Origin of the sequence: Endozoicomonas sp. ISHI1, from assembly GCF_024606225.1 — a bacterium.
Classification (GTDB): Bacteria; Pseudomonadota; Gammaproteobacteria; order Pseudomonadales; family Endozoicomonadaceae; genus Endozoicomonas_A.
The window spans coordinates 460,045-479,247 of the sequence record NZ_JAGRPU010000001.1; the positions used below are offsets into that span (position 1 = coordinate 460,045).

General features: G+C 42.7%; 12 protein-coding genes, 4 tRNA genes and 1 pseudogene. 6 read left to right on the top strand and 11 right to left on the bottom strand.

Annotated features, from left to right (window positions below; translation table 11 throughout):
* Nucleotides 1-435: 435 nt before the first annotated feature.
* From clpX to KBW69_RS01720, 7 genes are all read right to left on the bottom strand, one after another.
* On the bottom strand, nucleotides 436-1,725 hold the full coding sequence (gene clpX, locus KBW69_RS01690; protein ID WP_257279692.1) for an ATP-dependent Clp protease ATP-binding subunit ClpX: 1,290 nt from the start codon (nucleotides 1,723-1,725) through the stop codon (nucleotides 436-438).
* A gap of 323 nt (nucleotides 1,726-2,048) precedes the next feature.
* Nucleotides 2,049-2,687, bottom strand: coding sequence for an ATP-dependent Clp endopeptidase proteolytic subunit ClpP (clpP, locus tag KBW69_RS01695; RefSeq protein WP_257279757.1), 639 nt, complete (start codon nucleotides 2,685-2,687; stop codon nucleotides 2,049-2,051).
* A 171-nt stretch (nucleotides 2,688-2,858) separates the two neighbouring features.
* Entirely contained in the window at nucleotides 2,859-4,223 is a 1,365-nt protein-coding gene (gene tig, locus KBW69_RS01700) for a trigger factor (protein WP_257279693.1), read from the bottom strand.
* Between the two features lie 231 nt (nucleotides 4,224-4,454).
* Nucleotides 4,455-4,539, bottom strand: a tRNA-Leu gene (locus KBW69_RS01705).
* Nucleotides 4,540-4,609: 70 nt separating this feature from the next.
* Nucleotides 4,610-4,685, bottom strand: a tRNA-His gene (locus KBW69_RS01710).
* Between the two features lie 33 nt (nucleotides 4,686-4,718).
* A tRNA-Arg gene (locus KBW69_RS01715) sits at nucleotides 4,719-4,795 on the bottom strand.
* A gap of 53 nt (nucleotides 4,796-4,848) precedes the next feature.
* Nucleotides 4,849-4,925, bottom strand: a tRNA-Pro gene (locus tag KBW69_RS01720).
* A gap of 359 nt (nucleotides 4,926-5,284) precedes the next feature.
* Between KBW69_RS01720 and folD the strand changes: the two genes are divergently transcribed.
* Nucleotides 5,285-6,139 carry a bifunctional methylenetetrahydrofolate dehydrogenase/methenyltetrahydrofolate cyclohydrolase FolD gene (gene folD / locus KBW69_RS01725; protein ID WP_257279694.1) on the top strand — a complete coding sequence of 285 codons (855 nt, stop codon included), beginning with the start codon at nucleotides 5,285-5,287 and terminating at the stop codon, nucleotides 6,137-6,139.
* 360 nt (nucleotides 6,140-6,499) lie between these two features.
* Here the strand turns inward: folD and KBW69_RS01730 are convergent, their stop codons facing one another.
* The 4 genes from KBW69_RS01730 to KBW69_RS01745 all read right to left on the bottom strand — a co-directional run bounded on the left by KBW69_RS01730 (nucleotide 6,500) and on the right by KBW69_RS01745 (nucleotide 12,683).
* Nucleotides 6,500-7,603, bottom strand: a complete 1,104-nt coding sequence (locus KBW69_RS01730; RefSeq protein WP_257279695.1) for a hypothetical protein — start codon at nucleotides 7,601-7,603, stop codon at nucleotides 6,500-6,502.
* 171 nt (nucleotides 7,604-7,774) lie between these two features.
* Nucleotides 7,775-8,878, bottom strand: coding sequence for a hypothetical protein (locus KBW69_RS01735; protein ID WP_257279696.1), 1,104 nt, complete (start codon nucleotides 8,876-8,878; stop codon nucleotides 7,775-7,777).
* Nucleotides 8,879-9,033: 155 nt separating this feature from the next.
* Nucleotides 9,034-9,528: a hypothetical protein gene (locus KBW69_RS01740; RefSeq protein WP_257279697.1), complete on the bottom strand. Its 495-nt coding sequence runs from the start codon at nucleotides 9,526-9,528 to the stop codon at nucleotides 9,034-9,036.
* Between the two features lie 173 nt (nucleotides 9,529-9,701).
* On the bottom strand, nucleotides 9,702-12,683 hold the full coding sequence (locus KBW69_RS01745; RefSeq protein ID WP_257279698.1) for a death domain-containing protein: 2,982 nt from the start codon (nucleotides 12,681-12,683) through the stop codon (nucleotides 9,702-9,704).
* A 982-nt stretch (nucleotides 12,684-13,665) separates the two neighbouring features.
* Between KBW69_RS01745 and KBW69_RS01750 the strand changes: the two genes are divergently transcribed.
* The 5 genes and pseudogenes from KBW69_RS01750 to KBW69_RS01770 all read left to right on the top strand — a co-directional run bounded on the left by KBW69_RS01750 (nucleotide 13,666) and on the right by KBW69_RS01770 (nucleotide 19,008).
* Nucleotides 13,666-13,884, top strand: coding sequence for a hypothetical protein (locus KBW69_RS01750; protein WP_257279699.1), 219 nt, complete (start codon nucleotides 13,666-13,668; stop codon nucleotides 13,882-13,884).
* Between the two features lie 252 nt (nucleotides 13,885-14,136).
* Entirely contained in the window at nucleotides 14,137-15,117 is a 981-nt protein-coding gene (locus KBW69_RS01755) for a hypothetical protein (RefSeq protein WP_257279700.1), read from the top strand.
* A 64-nt stretch (nucleotides 15,118-15,181) separates the two neighbouring features.
* Nucleotides 15,182-15,738: pseudogene (locus tag KBW69_RS01760) on the top strand (transposase); the annotation flags it as partial.
* 489 nt (nucleotides 15,739-16,227) lie between these two features.
* A complete protein-coding gene (locus tag KBW69_RS01765) occupies nucleotides 16,228-17,421 on the top strand; it encodes a hypothetical protein (RefSeq protein ID WP_257279701.1) in 1,194 nt (397 codons plus the stop codon).
* Between the two features lie 384 nt (nucleotides 17,422-17,805).
* Nucleotides 17,806-19,008 (top strand): hypothetical protein, encoded by a 1,203-nt coding sequence (locus KBW69_RS01770; RefSeq protein ID WP_257279702.1) that lies wholly within the window; start codon nucleotides 17,806-17,808, stop codon nucleotides 19,006-19,008.
* The last annotated feature ends 195 nt before the right edge of the window (nucleotides 19,009-19,203 follow it).

Genomic DNA, 19,203 nt, shown 5'->3' on the forward strand with positions numbered 1-19,203 from the left:
CTTAAGCTTTAAGATGCTTCTTTTTTGCGGAAATTACAATAGTGTTTATTGCTTCCAACTATGGTAGATTCATACTAGTCAGATATCCTTCACTACACTGTCTTTGAACTAATACCCAAACAGGCAATGCCCTGATTTCCAACGACACGCCTCAACACCCGTCCGGCCAGGAATATTTAAAGACTTTGGTGCCACATTAATACCGACTGAAAACATTGCTGAAACGATTTATTCAACCGGGCACGACTGACACTTTTCTATCTGCCTCACACGATGTTACTAGAAAAAGAACACATAAACTCCAACTCCAAAAAAACAAGCCTGTCTTTATTTTTGACAGCATCCAACAGCTTTGAGCGGTTGTCGATTTATACCCAGACAAAAAACCCTGCCTAAAAGCAGGGTTTCCAGATCTATAAAAACCTGTACTGAAAGTCAGCTGTCGTCAGAAGCAGCCTTTTGTGTTTCTGTATTTTCATAAATCAGCAGTGGGTCGGACTTGCCTTCTATCACAGAAGCATCAATAACTACTTTGGAGACTCTCTTCTCTGAAGGAATGTCGTACATGGAATCCAGCAGAACACCTTCAAGAATGGATCGAAGACCACGAGCACCAGTCCTGCGCTCCATGGCTTTCTTGGCCACCGCTCGCAGAGCATCTTCACGGAAGTCGACATCGACATCTTCCATTTCAAACAGTTTTGCATACTGCTTGGTCAAGGCATTCTTGGGCTCGGTCAAAATCTGAACAAGAGCTTCTTCATCCAACTCTTCGAGTGTTGCAACCACCGGCAGACGACCAATAAATTCCGGTATCAGACCAAACTTGACCAGATCTTCCGGCTCGACCTCTTTGAAGGTTTCGCTCAGATCCTTCTTGTTATCTTTGCTCTTGACTTCTGCCGAGAAGCCAATTCCACCTTTGTCTGTACGATCACGAATCACCTTGTCCAGACCGGCAAAAGCGCCGCCACAGATAAACAGGATATTAGAGGTATCGACCTGCAGGAACTCCTGCTGGGGATGCTTGCGACCACCCTGTGGCGGAACAGAAGCAACGGTACCTTCAATCAGTTTGAGCAGCGCCTGCTGAACACCTTCACCGGATACATCACGGGTAATAGACGGGTTGTCAGACTTTCTGGAGATTTTGTCGATCTCGTCAATGTAAACAATACCCACCTGAGCTTTCTCTACGTCGTAGTCACACTTTTGCAACAGTTTCTGGATGATATTTTCAACATCTTCACCCACATAGCCTGCCTCGGTGAGGGTAGTAGCATCGGCAATAGTAAAGGGCACATTCAACAGTCTTGCCAGGGTTTCAGCCAGCAGTGTTTTACCACTACCGGTAGGTCCGAGCAGCATGATATTGCTCTTACCCAGTTCTACGTCATCTTTTTGCTTGTCACCGTAACGCAGACGCTTGTAGTGATTGTATACAGCAACCGACAACACTTTCTTTGCGCGCGGTTGACCGATCACGTATTCATCGAGAATATCCTTGATTTCCCGGGGTGTCGGCAACTTGTCGGAGGAAGTCTCAGTTTCACTGTCCTGAATTTCTTCACGGATGATGTCGTTGCACAGATCAACGCATTCATCGCAAATAAATACGGAAGGGCCAGCAATGAGCTTGCGCACCTCATGCTGACTTTTTCCGCAGAAAGAGCAGTACAGCAACTTGCCGTTATCTTCACCCTTGCCGCTAGTTTCGTCGGTCATTCGATTACCTGTTGGAGGAACAACACCTGTCTTAAAAACAAGATGCAGGCATTGGGACGTATTTTCAAGTGTCAAACAGGAGAAATTACAGAAAAACGGTCAACAAATGCCAGTCAGACCCATTTTTCGTCTATCAAGCAGGAACTGCAGTGAATTCAGTACAATCCGTCACATACTGGCAGTCTGATACCGATATTTTGACTGTCTCCAAAGTACCAACCGACCACGTTCGACTATCTTGATAGATTTTAGCCAGCTGGTATCGGGGAGCCTGAGCGAGATTAGACAACACGAGCGCTATTTCGTTCAAACTCCACGCATTTTTACTTTTCTGTCGGAATGCGACTACTCAGAACCTTGTCAATCAGGCCGTATTCCATCGCCTGCTCAGCACTCATAAAGTTGTCACGATCAGTGTCTTTTTCAACCACTTCCATGGGCTGCCCGGTATGTTTCGCCAGCACATGATTCAGACGCTCCTTGATGGTCATAATTTCCTGAGCGTGGATGGCGATATCAGACGCCTGCCCCTGAAAACCACCCAACGGCTGATGAATCATCACTCTGGAGTGAGGCAGCGCGAATCGCTTGCCGTTAGCACCTGCAGCCAGAAGCAGTGAGCCCATACTGCAGGCCTGACCAATACACATGGTTGAAACATCGGGCTTAATAAACTGCATGGTATCGTAAATAGACATACCGGCAGTGACCGAGCCACCCGGAGAATTAATATAGAGATGAATATCCTTGTCGGGATTCTCTGACTCCAGGAACAGCAGCTGAGCCACGACCAGATTAGCCATGTGATCCTCAACCTGACCCACCAGAAAAATGACTCTTTCCTTGAGCAGCCTTGAGTATATGTCGTAAGAACGCTCACCTCTGGCGGACTGCTCAACGACAATAGGCACCAGGCCGGAATTGGTGATTGCCACGGATTGCGTTTCGATCAGTCTGGACATGTCCTGTCTTAACTCCTTGCCAAGTCGAAGAGGAACGACCCGCTCAGAGCGGGTCGCGAAACGTGTCATGGTTTAACCTGAATAATGCACCACCCTGAGGTGACTAGCATTATTAACGCGCACAAGGCGTTAATACGGCAGCGCGCGCCAAAACCTTAGACGACGCCCTGATCAGGCCTGCACTTCTTCGGAAGCTTCGGCTTCTTCAGTTTCCGCAGGAGCAGCTGGCTTGATGGCATCCTGGTAGCTGCATTGACTATCAGAAACCCTGGCTGCTTCCAGAACAGTATCCACCACCTGCTCTTCCAGAACAACATACTTAACTTCAGAGAGCTGTTCTTCGTTGCTGTAGTACCAGTCGATGACCTGCTGTGGCGTCTGGTAAGCAGAGGCCATTTCTTCGATCATGGTGCGAACACGATCGTCGTCAACCTTGATTTCGCGTTGCTTAACGATTTCGCCAATCAGCAGACCCAGAGCAACACGCTTCCTGGCATCTTTTTCGAACAGTTCAGCAGGCAATTGCTTTGGATCAAAACCGCTCTGAGCACCACCAAACCGCTGAGCCGCCTGCTCACGCATACGATCGATTTCCTGAGCAACCAGCGGAGAAGGAACCTCGATCTCGTGAGTGGTCAGCAAACCATCCATCACCTGGTTTTTAACCTTGCTCTTTATAGCCTGACGCAGTTCGCGCTCCATATTTTTGCGAACTTCTGCACGGAAAGCTTCTTCTCCGCCCTCGGTCACGCCGAAACGCTCAAAGAACTCGTCATTTAGCTCTGGCAGAGTAGCAGCCTGAACCTGGTGCACTTTGCAGGCAAATTCAACAGCCTGCCCCTTCAGCTCTTCAGCATGGTAGTCTTCCGGAAAAGTCAGTTCCAGCGTCTTTTCTTCGTTCACTGAGACGCCTACCAGACCGTCTTCAAAGCCCGGAATCATCTGACCGGAACCCAGCTCCAGAGTAGAATTCTCAGCTTTGCCGCCTTCAAACTCTTCACCCGCTTGCTCTCCTGAAGCATAGGTTCCACGGTAATCAAATACGATTTGATCACCCAGTTCAGCAGCACGCTCAACACTTTCAAAGGTTTTGCTCTGAGTACGCAAAGTTTCAATCATTTCATCAATGTCAGTGTCGGAAACTTCAGCGACGGGACGCTCAACTTCAACACCCGCGAAGTCACCCACTACGATCTCCGGGTAAACTTCAAAGATCGCGACAAACTCGAAATCCTTACCTTCTTCGTCACTCTTTGGCTCAACACGGGGCGCACCGGCAGGATTCAGATTTTCCTGGGTGACCGCCTCTATAAACGCCTCTTGCATCTGCTCACCGAGCACTTCCTGACGAGCACCCAGACCATAGCGACGCTTAACGACCTTAATAGGCACCTTGCCAGGACGGAAACCATCCAGGCGAACACGACGGGACAGATCTTGCAGTCGCTTGTTGATTTCCCCGTCGATCTTGTCAGCAGGGATTGTAATTGTCAGGCGACGCTCCAGACCGGAAGTCGTTTCTACGGAGACTTGCATTTGCGTTCCTCAATAAAACCTGAGTTGCAGTACGTATGAAACAAAGGCGCATAGACTAGCAAAAGTACTTATAGGTTGCACCCCGGAACACATAAACAGGCCATCTACCCCTCTCACGCCTCACTAGTAAGCCAGGACTGCGGACTAGTGGCAGATGAAATGTTCGACTCAACCAGGCTACTTTTCCAATACAAAAAAGGGGATAAGCAAGCTTATCCCCGTATCGTTCACTGGTGCGGATGGAGAGACTCGAACTCTCACGCCTTGCGGCACTGGAACCTAAGTCCAGCGTGTCTACCAATTCCACCACATCCGCTCACAGCACTCTACCGATGCTGCTTAACTCTTAACAAACCAACTATCAGGCCGAAGCCTTTTTTTTAAACTGGGGTGGACGATGGGGTTCGAACCCACGACCACCGGAATCACAATCCGGGGCTCTACCAACTGAGCTACGCCCACCAGCAATGAGCAAATCATTGAGACAGCAAATTATGGCGCGCCCGGCAGGATTCGAACCTGCGACCATCCGCTTAGAAGGCGGATGCTCTATCCAGCTGAGCTACGGGCGCATCATGTACCACCACACCGTTAAACACTACAACATTTTAACCCGTGGTTGAAATGGTCGGGGTAGAGAGATTCGAACTCCCGACATCCTGCTCCCAAAGCAGGCGCGCTACCAGACTGCGCTATACCCCGAAAACGATCAAATTTCCCGTCAATCCATTTGGCTGCTCTTTGCAGCGCGGCGAATATTACCTAGAACCGAGTGCCCCGTCAACGTCGTTTTGATTCACTCATTTGAGCCATCCATGACACGCCAGAGCTGGGATCCGCCTCACCTCGAACGGCGACTAATCTAACACAGCAGTACCAGACTGACCAGACTTGATGCACCCATTGTTTCTGTCTAATAAAGTCACATAGAACTCTAAGTGCTTCAAGGAAGCTCTATTTGCTGCCAATTAGTCAATTCAGCCTATTCAATTCATGAACTATGTAGAACTTCCATGATAAAATGAAAAACTCGTCCGCTTAACAGGCATCCACCAAAAACCATGACCGCTAGAATCATTGACGGCAAGGCCATTGCCGCAAAGCTGAAAGATTCCATTACCGAACGTGTTAAACAACGCATTGAACAGGGACTCAGGGTACCGGGTCTTGCTGTCATTCTGCTGGGTGACGACCCGGCCTCTCAGGTGTACGTAGGCAAAAAGAGAAGTGACTGTGAGCGTGTTGGCTTTCACTCTGTCTCTCATGACTTGCCTGCGTCCACCAGAGAAGCAGACCTGCTGGCTCTTATTGACCAGCTGAATGAGGATCCTGCTATCGATGGCATCCTGGTTCAACTTCCACTGCCAGAGCACATCAATTGCGATCTTGTAATAGAACGCATTCGTCCTGATAAAGATGTTGATGGCTTCCACCCACACAATATTGGCCGACTGGTTCAACGCATCCCTATGTTGCGCCCCTGCACTCCAAAAGGTGTTATGACCCTTCTGGAAAGTACCGGTGAGGCCATTCGTGGCAAGAATGCTGTAATTGTGGGCGCATCCAACATCGTTGGCCGCCCCATGACTATGGAGTTGCTGTTAGCAGGCTGCACAACAACGACAGCTCACCGCTTTACCCACGACCTCGAACAAGTGGTCGGTGGAGCCGAGATTTTGGTGGTTGCCGTGGGCAAGCCGGGACTGGTCAAAGGGGAATGGGTCAGGGAGGGGGCAATAGTCATAGACATTGGCATTAATCGTATGGACGACGGTCGACTGGTAGGGGATATCGAATTCGAAACTGCACAGCAGAAAGCCAGCTGGATCACCCCTGTACCAGGCGGCGTGGGTCCGATGACCGTAGCGACTCTTCTGGAAAACACGCTCTACGCAGCGGAATATCTTCACGACTAACGATCCCTATAGTGTTGAAAAGCTCCGTTGAACAGACCGGAGCTTTACTCCCTCTGTCACAATAGATGTCCATTTTATTCACTTTACTTCGGGCGTCCTCACCAGATGTCAATAATGAAAGGCTATATTCCTTTGTTATGAGTGGCATCTTGGCTATTCGGCTAAGATTTTTCTTTGATCTATTTATTTTTGCCAAATGCATAGGATAATCAAGTATTTTAAAAGGAAGCCCATATAGAGTCGAAGTCATGTCCCTGGTATCAACAAGACTGCTACGATTGCTTTACAAATACCACGAGCCTTCCACACTTATTATCTCACGATCGCTGTCCTTTTGACTCGCACCACTTTCAATTCACATCAGGAATCCGAACCTAATGTAAATAATGAAAGGCTATGGATCTTTGTCAAGAGAGGAATGTTAGCTATTTTGGCAACTTTTTTCTTTGATACAAATCTTTCGGCCTTGCCTGCCGGATGATCAATTTGACAAAAAGGAAGTCCATACAGACGCATGTCTCTGGTATCTATAACTACCGATTTTGGGCGATCTTTGGTATCACCGACAAACATCTGATTTATGGGAACGCCTTTTGAAGATATAAAATCAATTAAACTTAAAAAACCGTTTTGCGTACCTAGATAGTTATAGTATCCACCTACAATATGACATTCAAGATTTTGCATTTTTTGTTCACCACAAAACTGAAATATTTCTGACAGGTTTTCAGGTGAAAAGTCGGAAGCACACAAGTGACAAAGTAGCACTTTATTTTGAGATTTATCAAAAAGAGCGACACAAATACAGGGGGAAAGTCCTGTAGTAAAAATGTATCGTGGCGAACCATCTGTGAATCCCACTTCATACATATCTATCCATAACATAGAAGTATCGACATCGTTTAATGCTTTTGGATTGTAAAATGGAGTAATAGGTATTGTTTTAAGGGGCATCTCCTCTCCACCCAGTGTATGAATGTATGCCTGAGGTGCATCCTTAAACTCGACAATCAATTGATTTTTACCATCACTTTTCTGAACAATGGGAATAAGCCTTTCAGCTCTCAGCAAATCGGGAATATCAGTATTACTAAAAACCTCTCCAATCAAATAGTGATATTCACTAGCTTCAAAACAGCAATCCTGATCTTCACAAACATTTTCAGTTAAATCAAAAACAAGCTTGTTTTTATTGATATTGACGTTAATTCCGACACTTCCTAAAAAAGTCTCTTCGATATGTTTAAATAAATCAGCCCTACAATGATCAAGATTGGAATACCTTCTTAGCCTTATTGATGTTTGCTGACAACTACCAGCCACCTGCGTATCAGACGAGACTAGTGGCATCACACTCGCATCAGTATGCCCCCGAATGGTTAATTTCTCTTTTCTCTGACCACTTAAATCATTAACTATATAAGCAAACGAGTGATTTCCATCCAAGCCTATTTTTGAGTCCACAATATTACCCTTTGATTATTCAATTCCTTTGTTATATTAGTGACACAATTTCGATACTCATTCACTTTTATTGCTGACAACCTTGTAAGAATACCTGACAAATACTTCCAGCTTATTACGAATAATACCTCACGACTTCTGGCCTTTTTCACTCATCACTTTCAATTAACATCAGGAACCTAAACCAGATGTAAATAAAGAAAGGCTATGATTCTTCATTAATAGCGGCATCGTAGCTATACGGATAAGTTTATTCTTAGAGATATTCCTTTCAAAAATATCTGTTGAATACTCAAGTCCAGAAAAAGGGAGCCCATAGAGACTCATGTCTCTGGTATCTATAACTACCGATTTTGGGCGATCTTCTGTATCACCGACAAACATCTGTTTTATGGGAACACCTTTTGAAGATATAAAATCGATTAAACTTAAAAAACCGTTTTTTATACCCAGATATTTATAGTATCCACCCACAATGTGGCACTCAAGATTTCTCATTTCTTGCCCATCACAAAATCCAAAAACTTCTGATAAATTTTTGGGTGAAAAATCTAAAGCACCAAAGTGACAAAGCAGCACTTTATTTTGAGCTTTGTCAAAAAGGGCGAAACAAATGCAAGAAGCAAGCCCCGTGGTAAAAATGTATCGTGGCGAACCATCTGTGAACCCCAATTCAAACATATCCACCCTCAACATAGAAGTATCAACATCGTTTAATGCTTGAGGATTACAAAATGGGGTAATAGGTAATGTTTTGAGAGGTTTCTCTTCTCCATCCAGAGAATGAACGTAGGCCTCAGGGGCATCCTTAAGTTCTATAATTAATTGCTTTTTGCCATCACCTTTCAAAACAACAGGAATTAGTCTTTCAGCTCTAATTAAATCAGGAATATCAGTACCATCCAAGACACTTCCGATCAAAGCATGATATTGTCCTGTTTCAAAATATAAATCCTGAAGTTCACTCGTTTCTTTAGTTAAATCAAAAACAAGCCTATCTTTACTGATGCCGACAGTCATTCCAAACTTTTCTAAAATAACATCTTGAATATGTTTGAAGACATGATTTCTACCATGATCAAGTGAGGAGTATCTCCTTAACCTGATGGGTGTTTGCTGACAAGCACTCGCCCATTGTAAATCAGAGGAAACTACAGGCACTACTCTCGCAACAGTATGCCCCTGTTTTGTTGTTTGTTCTTTTACCTGGTTATTTGAAGCATTATCTATAGGAGCAAACGAGCGGTTTCTCTCTAAGCCTACTTTTGGGTCCATAATATTATCCTTTAACTTTTTAACTCTTTAGCTAATTTGGTCACTCAATTTCGATAATTGTTCAATATTATTGCTAACAACTTTGTAAAAATACCTAACAAAACACCCCAGAAGACTGTGGATATCGAGCACCATATTGAGCTGATCAGAAAAATTTACTTAGACCTGAGGCTTTTCTCACAGGCTATTGTTGTTTTTTCTTCCATAGTGTCAGGAGTTGATAGTTCAAAATCCAGATTCCTTCCATTAATTTTATCTATCAAACTCAAACGATCTCCTATCCGAAAAGCAGTACCCCATAATTCAAGATCATTATTTCTATCACTTCTAAAATAAAAATCCCATTTTTTATCAGTGATGCTTTGTTTTATAAAACCGATAGCAACATAGTCAGTACAACCATGCCCTGTATTTTTTTCCAATAAAACCATCATTAGCTCCTTTCCACCACATGAGTCTTCTTCTCCTTTTTTACAAGCTACTAACATACCTGCAATCAGATCTGACTTTATCTCTTCTGGATTCAGCAGCCACCAATAGCCATAGGGAGGCTTTTCAAGGACATCATCGGCCCTGGCACTATGCTGAATAAATTCCGGGCTTAGATAAATAATGGCAAAGCACAAAATGATATAACCTGAATCACGCATGTGAATTTCTCCGAATAGTTTACCCACTTAAATCGATAGTCCCCAGAGTAGCTCATTTTACATGGTTTAAGTATGCCTAACCGCTTTTGTGTCGTTGCTGAAACACTAAGGCCAAAGGCATGGGCTGCGACACGCTTGAAGCGAGGTTTCCGAGCATAAAAAAGTCAGTAGTATCAAAGACCATAATATTCCATTATCTCACGTCTAAGATCATCTCGTTTTATTTTATCAAGAATCACCATTAAGTCTTTAAAGGTAATTCGACCTTTCCTTTGTTTCCATCGCTCTAGCATTTGCATTGTTTTATCAACAACTCCAACAAAATTGGCATCAATAACTCTTACAACATCATAACTAATAACATCCGTATTTATGGCAAAGTTTTTCCAATCATCACCTAATTTATAACCAATATTCAGGAGTTCCCACTGTGATAAAACAGATTCCATGATAACAGACTTCGCTGTTCTTCTTTTTGGTTGCTGATACAGCGGTCCCGTTGCGTGAGCGGCTGCTTGTGTTAACGGAACAGATTCGGGATCCCATTGCCCGGACAGTTCATCAGACAGATGTGTAGGAACCATACCAAAGATCAAGAACATATTACGAATGAACTCATCTTTTTCTTCTGGTTTGGTATGATCCAGCATCAAAACAAGCCTTTCCGAGGCATTAAGGGAAAAATTGCTTAATAACTTAAGTTGCTCATGGGGTACATCTTTGGCAAAAAGAGCATGTTCAGGTAAGATAGCTCTTAAACGTTGCGCGAGCATAGATCTTACAAGAACCACAACGGTAAACATTGCTCTAACTTCTTCGAGATTTGATGACCCATCGGAAGAAACACTTAATGCCAAGGTTTGAAGTGGTTCATAACTGTGGAGTTGATGTAATATTTCACTGTTATAACTCGTAATAAAAGAATATTGATTATGACCCGAAAAACCCCACATAATATTTTCCAACTCTAAACTTTCGTCGTTGATAGCCGGAATGCCAAAAAGATATTTATAATAAATATCTCTGGCCAAGGCATTTAACATTCTTATTGTTATATATTCTGACGGAAAAATTTCACTTTGTAGCAAGTTACCAAGTTGTTCAAATACCTTATAAATAGAATTAATCAACTCTAATTTTTTTTGGGAATCCAACCCTGAATAAAGATTTTGAGTTGATTCATCAGATCCCAAAAGATTATTTCTCGTTAAGTAGTTCGATAATTCGTTTCCAAATCGCTCCAAACTTAATTTACTCTCAAATTCATCCCTTTTAAGAGCAAGTGCTTTAACTATTCTTGTCACCTCAGCATAATTCTCGACCCCTTGGGATTTTGCCAACTCACCAACTTCTGAAATAAGGTGATAAATTGAAATACTACCATGTAAAAACCCAACCCATTTAGAATGAAATTTACTTAGAGTATCTTTATCTGACATGAAACTTTGTGTTAAAAGATTATAAAGCTCTGGAAACTTATAATAGTCATTAATGTGAAAATAATCTCCTCTCTTTCTTCCATCAAACTTTAAACTTTGGAACCATTGAAATATACGAATTGCTGAATAATTAGCATCTTCTTTAGACACCATTATCTCACTATCTCGTCTTATTACAGGATTCGATTCTTTTGCTGCTCCCTCTTCAACCAGATTAGACTCACGATTCAGGCATTCATGGCATTTATTAAAGGCGATTGCAGGTTTATTACAATTTCGGCATAAAACACTGTTCGGTGATCCACCTGAACCATCGTCTCCTCCACTCCTTCTTCCACTAGTGCTGCCTTGATTATTATGCCTGTAATACTCTTTAAATTGGGTATTGGTGGGTGGCTTCGTACTAAGAGCCATTTCCTTATCAACCTGACTGGTTCCTCCAGAACAGCTGACCCCAGTAGGACAATGACCCGGAAAAACGGACACACTGCGTAATCGTTTTGGACCTAAAATGAACTCTTGCCGGGTATAACGACGGTAGTCTTCTTTTTGTAGCGGTGGTGCCGGGTTACTTTTCAGGTAATGATCAATTGCTGCCTCCAGATTATCCGGATTTCTGGACAATGTCAGAAAAAGACCAGGATTCTGTTCAAGATTTGCCCCCCTTATTTTGTTCCATAGTTCCTGCGAAATAATGATCACTTGCTCATTCCAGCCCTGCTTGACTTTAAGTACAATCTGGTTATCCCAAATCTGTTTTTTAACTGTCTGGCCGTCACTGCCATGGACAGGCACCAGAATCATTCTGCTGACCGGTTCACTCGTCCATTCAAAAGAGTAAAGGGGTGCCATTCCATTTCCAGGCCTTTTCTTGAATAAATCGTCTAAATCGTCGCCACCACTAAAACCGCCATCGCCAGAGCTTATGAATGACTCGCTATTATCGGCGATATCCGGAGTTCCGGGGGTTGCCAAAGGTCCACTGAAATGGCTTTTGTCCTCAAGATAGCCAGAGCCATTTTTTACCGCCCTTGTGTTGCGAAAAATAATATCGACGGATGATTTTTTTTGGTTATTGGAAGGGTTATTGTTGTAAATAATACGACCCGAAGGAGACGGTGAAACCGTACTTTCTGAGACAATACCGCTGCATTCCGGCTCTATAGCCCATCCATGAACATTGTCTTCAATGGACAGAACCAACGACTGATTACCTACCGGTAAACGCCAACTGGCCGAGTATTCATGCTGCCAGCGATCAGTGTCTGGTGCCAATGTCAACCGTCTCATTCCCAAGTTTTCTATACCAGGTATACCCTGAAATGTTAAAGGCCTTCTAATAGTCGGGAGGGAAGGAATATTTCCAGTCAACAATGCAGGAGGCGTCCTGAAACAAAAATTAAACAGGTCGCCTGGTTGGCCATCCAGGATTATATAAAGCTGATTGTTCTCAAGGTCAGAAACTATCTTGCTATTCTCGTCAACCCTCTTGAGATCGTAAGTAAGATGGAGAGGTGGACTGCCTCCTATAAACGACAGTTTGCTAATCTCTCCTGATGCTTCATCCCACGTCTCAATTGTTTTGGACGAACTCCACCAACCTGTCCAGCTTAATAGGTTGGTATAAGCAGCACTATGACCAGCGACCGGTAATATAACAGACAGAATAAATAACAGAAACAAGCCAACCAAAGTGTGAAGTCTTACTGTTTTCATATTTGGATTTTCCTACATATTTTACAGACCAGGCATAACAATAGACCTTAAAATTCGACTATGTTTGATTTATCGAGAGTCTTTTTAGTTCGTTCAAAAAAACCATTAAATTGCAGCGCCCACCTTGGCTGAAACACGACATCGTTTACCTTTCTCAGTTCTTTTGTTGTAACTGTTGGAGCTGAGGAGGTCTGGGCGTTTTTTGAATAATCATACTGAGTTATGGCTGTTTTATTTTTCACTTTTCTAAGTCTGTACTGAGTACTTCATAAGCACTGTTTCCAGATGAGTAAAGTCAAGAAAAACGCCTGATGAGTCATCATGAGTTGACTCACTGTCGTACAAAGTGAGCTGTAAGTCTAATTCTTGCATTAAGGTTTCAATCAGTGTGCATGCTATCTCAATGGCATGTAATATTTTCTTATTATTCAGAAAACCCGGGATTTCCTGATGTAAACGTGTTTTGACTTGATTTAGAAAATTGACATGCACAAAAGTACAGAGAATAATTGCAACGGCCACTCATGATAAAACGACTATTCGCTCATATCGGATATTTCAGGTGACTCGCTGACATTATAAACGACCGAATTGAAATTGCTCGATTAAATGTAGCTGCATAGTGTTTAAATCTGGTTTGCCGTAGACAGACGTCATCTATATGCAATGCTGAGCAAGGCAAATAATTCGAATGGAAATTTTGCACCAAAGCTGAGAGCTTGTTCAAATTTGACGAAACCAAATCAAAAAACTAAAAACTGGTTTAAGCCAAAAATATCCTCGCCATAAAGATTAATCTCTGAACCAAAATTTAACGCTTTAGGAAGTAATCATAATGATTTTGATCTTTGTTAATGTCTGGCTGTATTCAGCACTAAAGATGGCATTGCTCTTTATACTTTTTATGCTAATGTTGCATTAAAAAAATTAATATATACAACCTCTGGCAACATAAAACTTAATAAGCTAAAAAGGAGCAACTGTGGAACAGGCGATTCTTGTATTTCTTGAGCTAGTTTGGTTCAAAAACGTTTACTTAGCCCGTTTAATTGAAGAATGTATTGAGCATTATCCAGTCGTTCACCTCTACGTATCACAGGTTTTGAATAACCCTTTCTTTGAAAGTTACGAACAAATCGATGCTATTTCAGATTATATTCATCTTTATTGCACAGAGTATGGTTATCCGGATGGCACCTAACAGTCTTTAAAAAAACTGTATTACATCCTGTTATATTCAGAAGACTCAGTTTAATATTCATTTAATCCTGCTTCCATCATTCAGTCATAGCAGAGTGAGTGATAATAATTTCTGGCGTTTGAGGACATGAAATGACCATAACTCTCTCTTGATGGAGTCACGACTCATATATGTTAGCAGTATTGAGAGTGAGTGATAAAGTTACCCATTGAACTACCGATAAACATAAGAAATACTTAAATTCCAAAAAAAATGTCTAAAAAAAATCTAATACTATTCTTGCTCTGCTTAATGCAACCTTATTCTTTGAAAGCTGATTTCCAAAGCCTTCCAACATTACCAGACTTTGGGAAAGTTAACTCATACTATGATGCCGTCAGAATACTTTTCGATGATCATTTACAAGAGATAGAAGAAATAAAAACTTCCGGCGGTCAAGTTGAAAAAGTCTTTTCTGTTATACATCTAAAAAAAAGATGGTTTGTTAAAATCACAAGAGAAGACTGCCAATCATGTGAAACTACTCATTTTGATACTGAATGGAAACTAAAGAAAGAATATAAAAAATATTCATGGCTTAGTTTAAAAAATGCTGAGCTTATATTACCTACAAAAGGTGCAACCTTTATTCTGGAACACAAAAAACATTTAATTGCTAGTTATGCTTGGGTTCCTGGTTCAACATTTTCAGATATTTACAGCGAACATTTTAACAAAAAAACAGGAAACAAAACCTTAGAGAAAGCATTTTATCGCTATGGACAGGTTTTATCAGTTATGCACCTCGATCCTGAGAAACCAAGCGAGGATATAGATTTCATATTAAACAGCCCTGTAAGACTCCATCTCAGTGATAGAAATGGTAGAAATGAAAAATACCATGAAGATAAAGATAAAATTTACATCTTAGATTTAGCTGATGATAGTCAATATGTTGGAAGAGATGTGATAGTGAAAGAAGAATTGGAGTTTTGGCTAGTACATATGCTTGATCTTTATGACAATTTAAACACGAGTGAAAATTGCGGTAGCAATCATGAGTGTCTGTTAGTTCCCTTTGATAGTTTTGCGCAAGGATACATATCCTCTCTTCCAACGTACAATGCCAATGTCATCCTGGCTATGCTGAAAACAATATACTTTGAAATAGTCAAATATAATTGCAAGTTCAGCCACTCTGAATTTTGTTTTCTTGAAGAAAAGCTGAGGGCTCAAAACTGGCTCGGCAGTTAACTAATCTGTAGAAAAAGCACCTCAAAGGCTGCTTACGTTGTGAAACACCTCTGTACGTAAAACAAAACGACAGACTCGATTTACCTCAATGGATGATAAAATCCTCTACCCCTAGAGGGTATGAGTACCAGAGAGATAGTCTCCACATTCAAAGAGCCGTATGGTGCAGACGTGTCCGAGTCACTGATTTCCAAGGTTACAGATGCCGTTATTGAGCAAGTGATCGAATGGCAGTCTCGCCCTCTTGATCCCATTTACCCGATTGTCTATCTGGACTGCATTGTCGCGAAAGTCCGGCAAGATAAGCAGGTCATTAACGAGGCGATTTACCTGGCTCCGGGAGTCAATATCGAAAGCAAAAAGGAACTGCCGGGTATGTGGCTCTCTGAAAATGAAGGAGTAAAGTTCTGGCTCAGTGTTCTGATGCAGTGACAGAACCGTGGAATCAAAGATATTTTAAGCGCCTGTGTAGACGGCCTGAAAGGGTTTCCTGACGCTATTAACAGCGCGTTCCCTCAAACTCAGATACGGCTTTGCATTGTGCACATGATGCGAAATTCTATGAAATATGTTCCGTTTAATGGCTATAAGGCTGTTGCAACAGGACTCAAGGCCGTGTACTGATCTGCAACCGAAGAAGGGGCTCAGCAAGCTATGGCCCGGTTTGGTGAGCAATGTTTTTGTATCTTTTGCTTTTCTTTGTTTGCTCGTCTAACTCGTTGGTCCAATTTGTGGATACCCCTCCATCTTAAATTTTATAGTCATAAATACTCTAAATAAAAAGCATCTTTTTTCAACGACTTAACTATTCTAAAGGCTTCTGATATTAGCCGTAATGATGCTCAAACCCATAAAAAGACATATTACAGTACTTGTTTTTATTATTCTTAACAGTTTTTAGATAAAACTATCTACAATTATCTGCAATTGTGCGGGATGTCTCCGGGTTGACATCAACTGGTACTGATTAAAACATTTTCTTCTTTTTTGTGTATAGAGTTGCATGTCAGGCTTTTGTCCTGCATGGCAGCGAATAACCTTTCTATTTGTTATGTAATTCACTCTACAAATCGAGAATGCGTTTCCGGCTTTTTAGCGGAAGGAGTCAATATGAAAAAACTTTTTCGTGGTGTCGGCGTATTGCACAGTTCTGTCATCGTACTGGCATTCCTGCTCACCTCTATGGTTTCTGTAGCAGGTGAGTATGTACTTAATTTTCAAACCTTACAAAGAAACGTCAAACTCTATCTATCTGTCATCCCTGATACAGAGACCGATGGACCATCGGGAGCTCAGGGACTACAAGAGCAACCCTCTCAGTTTTTACCCAATGCTGATACTGAAAGCCAGAGCCCTAAAAGACAAAAACCAGAAACGATTGGAGGGCTGCCAGTTTCTGAGTCGTCACCGTCTGCCCGGCACACCCTCCCTGAACTGACATCCTCCGGTAATGATGAAAACAAGGAGTGTGGAGCCGCTGGCGGCTTAACGGCTTCCCAGGCATGTAAAGCTGTTTCTTCGCCAGTTTCAGTGACTTTAATTGATTCTGATGACAGGGAATCCAGTTCTATCACCCAACCCCTGACCACTCAACCTGGTGCCGGGCCCACTATCAACCTTCTGCAAACCGGAACTAACGCAGCTTACGCCTGGCTGGAAAGAGGAGTGCCTGGAGAAGATGTGCAGTTTTTTCAAATGCCTTCCAGTCAGCTGCAAGAGTTTGTCATGGTGTTCGCCAGTCTGGTTGCTATGAATGCTGGCGAAATCTATACTCGCCGACCTTTCCTTCGGTGCGGTCGCTATATATTTAACTCAGACGTTAACCCGAGCTGGTCTCGTGGAAGATGTGTGACTCCTTGTATGTTTGTCGTGGGAGCAGCAGGTACCGGAGGTGGCCTTGGCGCGGGGCTTCAGGGTCTGGGGTACGGATTCCTCACTGCGGGTTTGCTCTCTACTCTTTGCACTGCCTGTTTGTTTAGCCATACCCGGTTCCATAACCAGATTAATGTGAGCTTCACACTCACTTCGAACAACTTATCCATCGGTCAGGAAATCTACAATTTCAAGCAAATAGTAAAGGTACTGCAGTGCTCAGGGGGCTATAATTTAGTGTCATTTCAAAGAGACAGGGGCTCCCACAAACAGACACTGACGTTTAATGTCCGAGTTCCGGATCATATGAGTAACAGCCATCTGAAAGCCTGGCTCGAGAGAAGTAATCAACAGCTAATCAGACCGTTTCAAATAGATGTGCGCTCTATCAGCGACCCAACAAATATATTTGAACCAAGAACCGATCATTAAGACACAAATTAACTTTATACGGGGCGGCAGGCCGATTATTTCCACGTCGCTGTTGCCCTGTATCGGTAAAGGCGACCTTCTGATGAAGGAGTACAGAACTTGCCAATAGAAATGTAGAAAACAAGCAAAAGGTAATAATACAACCTGCCCAGATCAGTCTCAATACTTTTGCCTGGCAAACAGTTTAACGAAGCGTCTTTATTTTTTCACGTCTCTTTTTTTCTCCTTTATCCCCCTTTTATTAGCTACCTCTTATATTCGTCAACAAGAATGGCTAATCAAGTGCTGTCATAGTCGGAAATATTCTAAATAAATAGCACCTTTTTCCAGTGACTTAACTATTTTTAAAGATTTTTCATGAACAAATGTGATACAGGTGTGGTAATGAAAAAGCTTTGTAAGCCCGAGCTATTCTGCAGTTTTGTCACTGCGTGTGCATTCCTGATGACAACCACGGCTTCAGAAGCAGGTTATTACGTGCTTAATCTTAAAACCCCACAAACAAACGTCAAAGTATTTCTATCTGTCGAACCTGACACAGAAACAGACGCTCGATCGGAAGCGCAGGATGAGCAAGAGCAATCCTTCAGTTTGTTATCCGGAGATAATGCTGAGGGCGAAAAATTCAAAACAGTTGGAGGGTTGCCAGTTTCCGAGTCGACACCTTCTGCCCAGAGCCAGCCCCCTGAATTGACATCGAGCGATAATGATGAAAACCAGGAATGCGGAGCCGTTGGAGGCTTGCCTGTTCCTCAGTCATGTGAAGCGATTTCTTCACCCATTTCAGTGTGTTTGATTGATTCTAATGACAGAGTTGAATCCAATACTACTGACCAACTCTTGACCACTCAGCCTACTATTGTTTCAACCCCAACTATCCGCTATTTGGAAACCGGAAGAGCCAGGGTTGCCGCCTGGCTGGAAAGAGGCGTGGCATGCGATACTATCCGGTTCTACCAGATTTCTTCGGGCATGCTGGAAAAGTTTGTCCTTATGTTCGCCAGACTGGTTGCCATGGAAGCTGACGAAATGTATACCTGCCAGCCTTTCGTCCGGTTCAACAACTATATATTTGATTCAAGCGTTAATCCGCGCTGGTATAGAGGAAGAATTGCGATTTTTGTTGAGCTACTCGACACAGCAATACTTGCCGGTATTGGATTTACCTATGGGATACCTGGTCTGGGTATTGGAGGTCTGATTGCAGGGGGCCTCTTTATTCCTCTCACTGCCTGTTATTCTGGCTATACCCGGTTTACAAACCAGTTTTTGGTGAGCTTTACATTTAATTCAAACAACTTGCTCATCAGTCAGGAAATCTATAACTTGCAACAACAAATAGTGAAGATACTGCAGTTGTCAGGAGGCTTTAACTTATTAGCATTTCGTTTCGACCAATCATCCGCCAGTCAGACACTGACGTTTAATGTCCGGATGCCCAAATCAGTGAATGCCAGACGTCTGCGTCTCTGGCTGGTAAATCGTAATCATCATTTAGGCGCTCCATTTCAGATAGAGGTCTCTTCCGTCAGCGAGCTGATACATACTAAGAAAATCAATAAAGGCTATCCGGAAACCGATCTTTAGCGCTCAGTTCAACTCTAAGCACGACGCTGAACCGAATGCTTTCACTTGGCAACTGTCGTTTGTCAATATAGAAGGTAGCCTTATGAATGAGTATGCTCTGTACTATAGATAGAAATGCTGAAAAACGACCAGAAAGCAACATTACAGCCTAACCAGATCTATCTCAATCTCTTTGACGATTAAAAAGTCTAATGA

What these genes read in the sequence shown, in the direction of transcription:
- KBW69_RS01735 (WP_257279696.1), bottom strand. Translation starts at nt 8,878, where the DNA reads ATGGACCCAAAAGTAGGCTTAGAGAGAAACCGCTCGTTTGCTCCTATA.
- folD (WP_257279694.1), top strand. Translation starts at nt 5,285, where the DNA reads ATGACCGCTAGAATCATTGACGGCAAGGCCATTGCCGCAAAGCTGAAA.
- KBW69_RS01765 (WP_257279701.1), top strand. Translation starts at nt 16,228, where the DNA reads ATGAAAAAACTTTTTCGTGGTGTCGGCGTATTGCACAGTTCTGTCATC.
- KBW69_RS01770 (WP_257279702.1), top strand. Translation starts at nt 17,806, where the DNA reads ATGAAAAAGCTTTGTAAGCCCGAGCTATTCTGCAGTTTTGTCACTGCG.
- clpP (WP_257279757.1), bottom strand. Translation starts at nt 2,687, where the DNA reads ATGTCCAGACTGATCGAAACGCAATCCGTGGCAATCACCAATTCCGGC.
- KBW69_RS01755 (WP_257279700.1), top strand. Translation starts at nt 14,137, where the DNA reads ATGTCTAAAAAAAATCTAATACTATTCTTGCTCTGCTTAATGCAACCT.
- tig (WP_257279693.1), bottom strand. Translation starts at nt 4,223, where the DNA reads ATGCAAGTCTCCGTAGAAACGACTTCCGGTCTGGAGCGTCGCCTGACA.
- KBW69_RS01740 (WP_257279697.1), bottom strand. Translation starts at nt 9,528, where the DNA reads ATGCGTGATTCAGGTTATATCATTTTGTGCTTTGCCATTATTTATCTA.
- KBW69_RS01745 (WP_257279698.1), bottom strand. Translation starts at nt 12,683, where the DNA reads ATGAAAACAGTAAGACTTCACACTTTGGTTGGCTTGTTTCTGTTATTT.
- clpX (WP_257279692.1), bottom strand. Translation starts at nt 1,725, where the DNA reads ATGACCGACGAAACTAGCGGCAAGGGTGAAGATAACGGCAAGTTGCTG.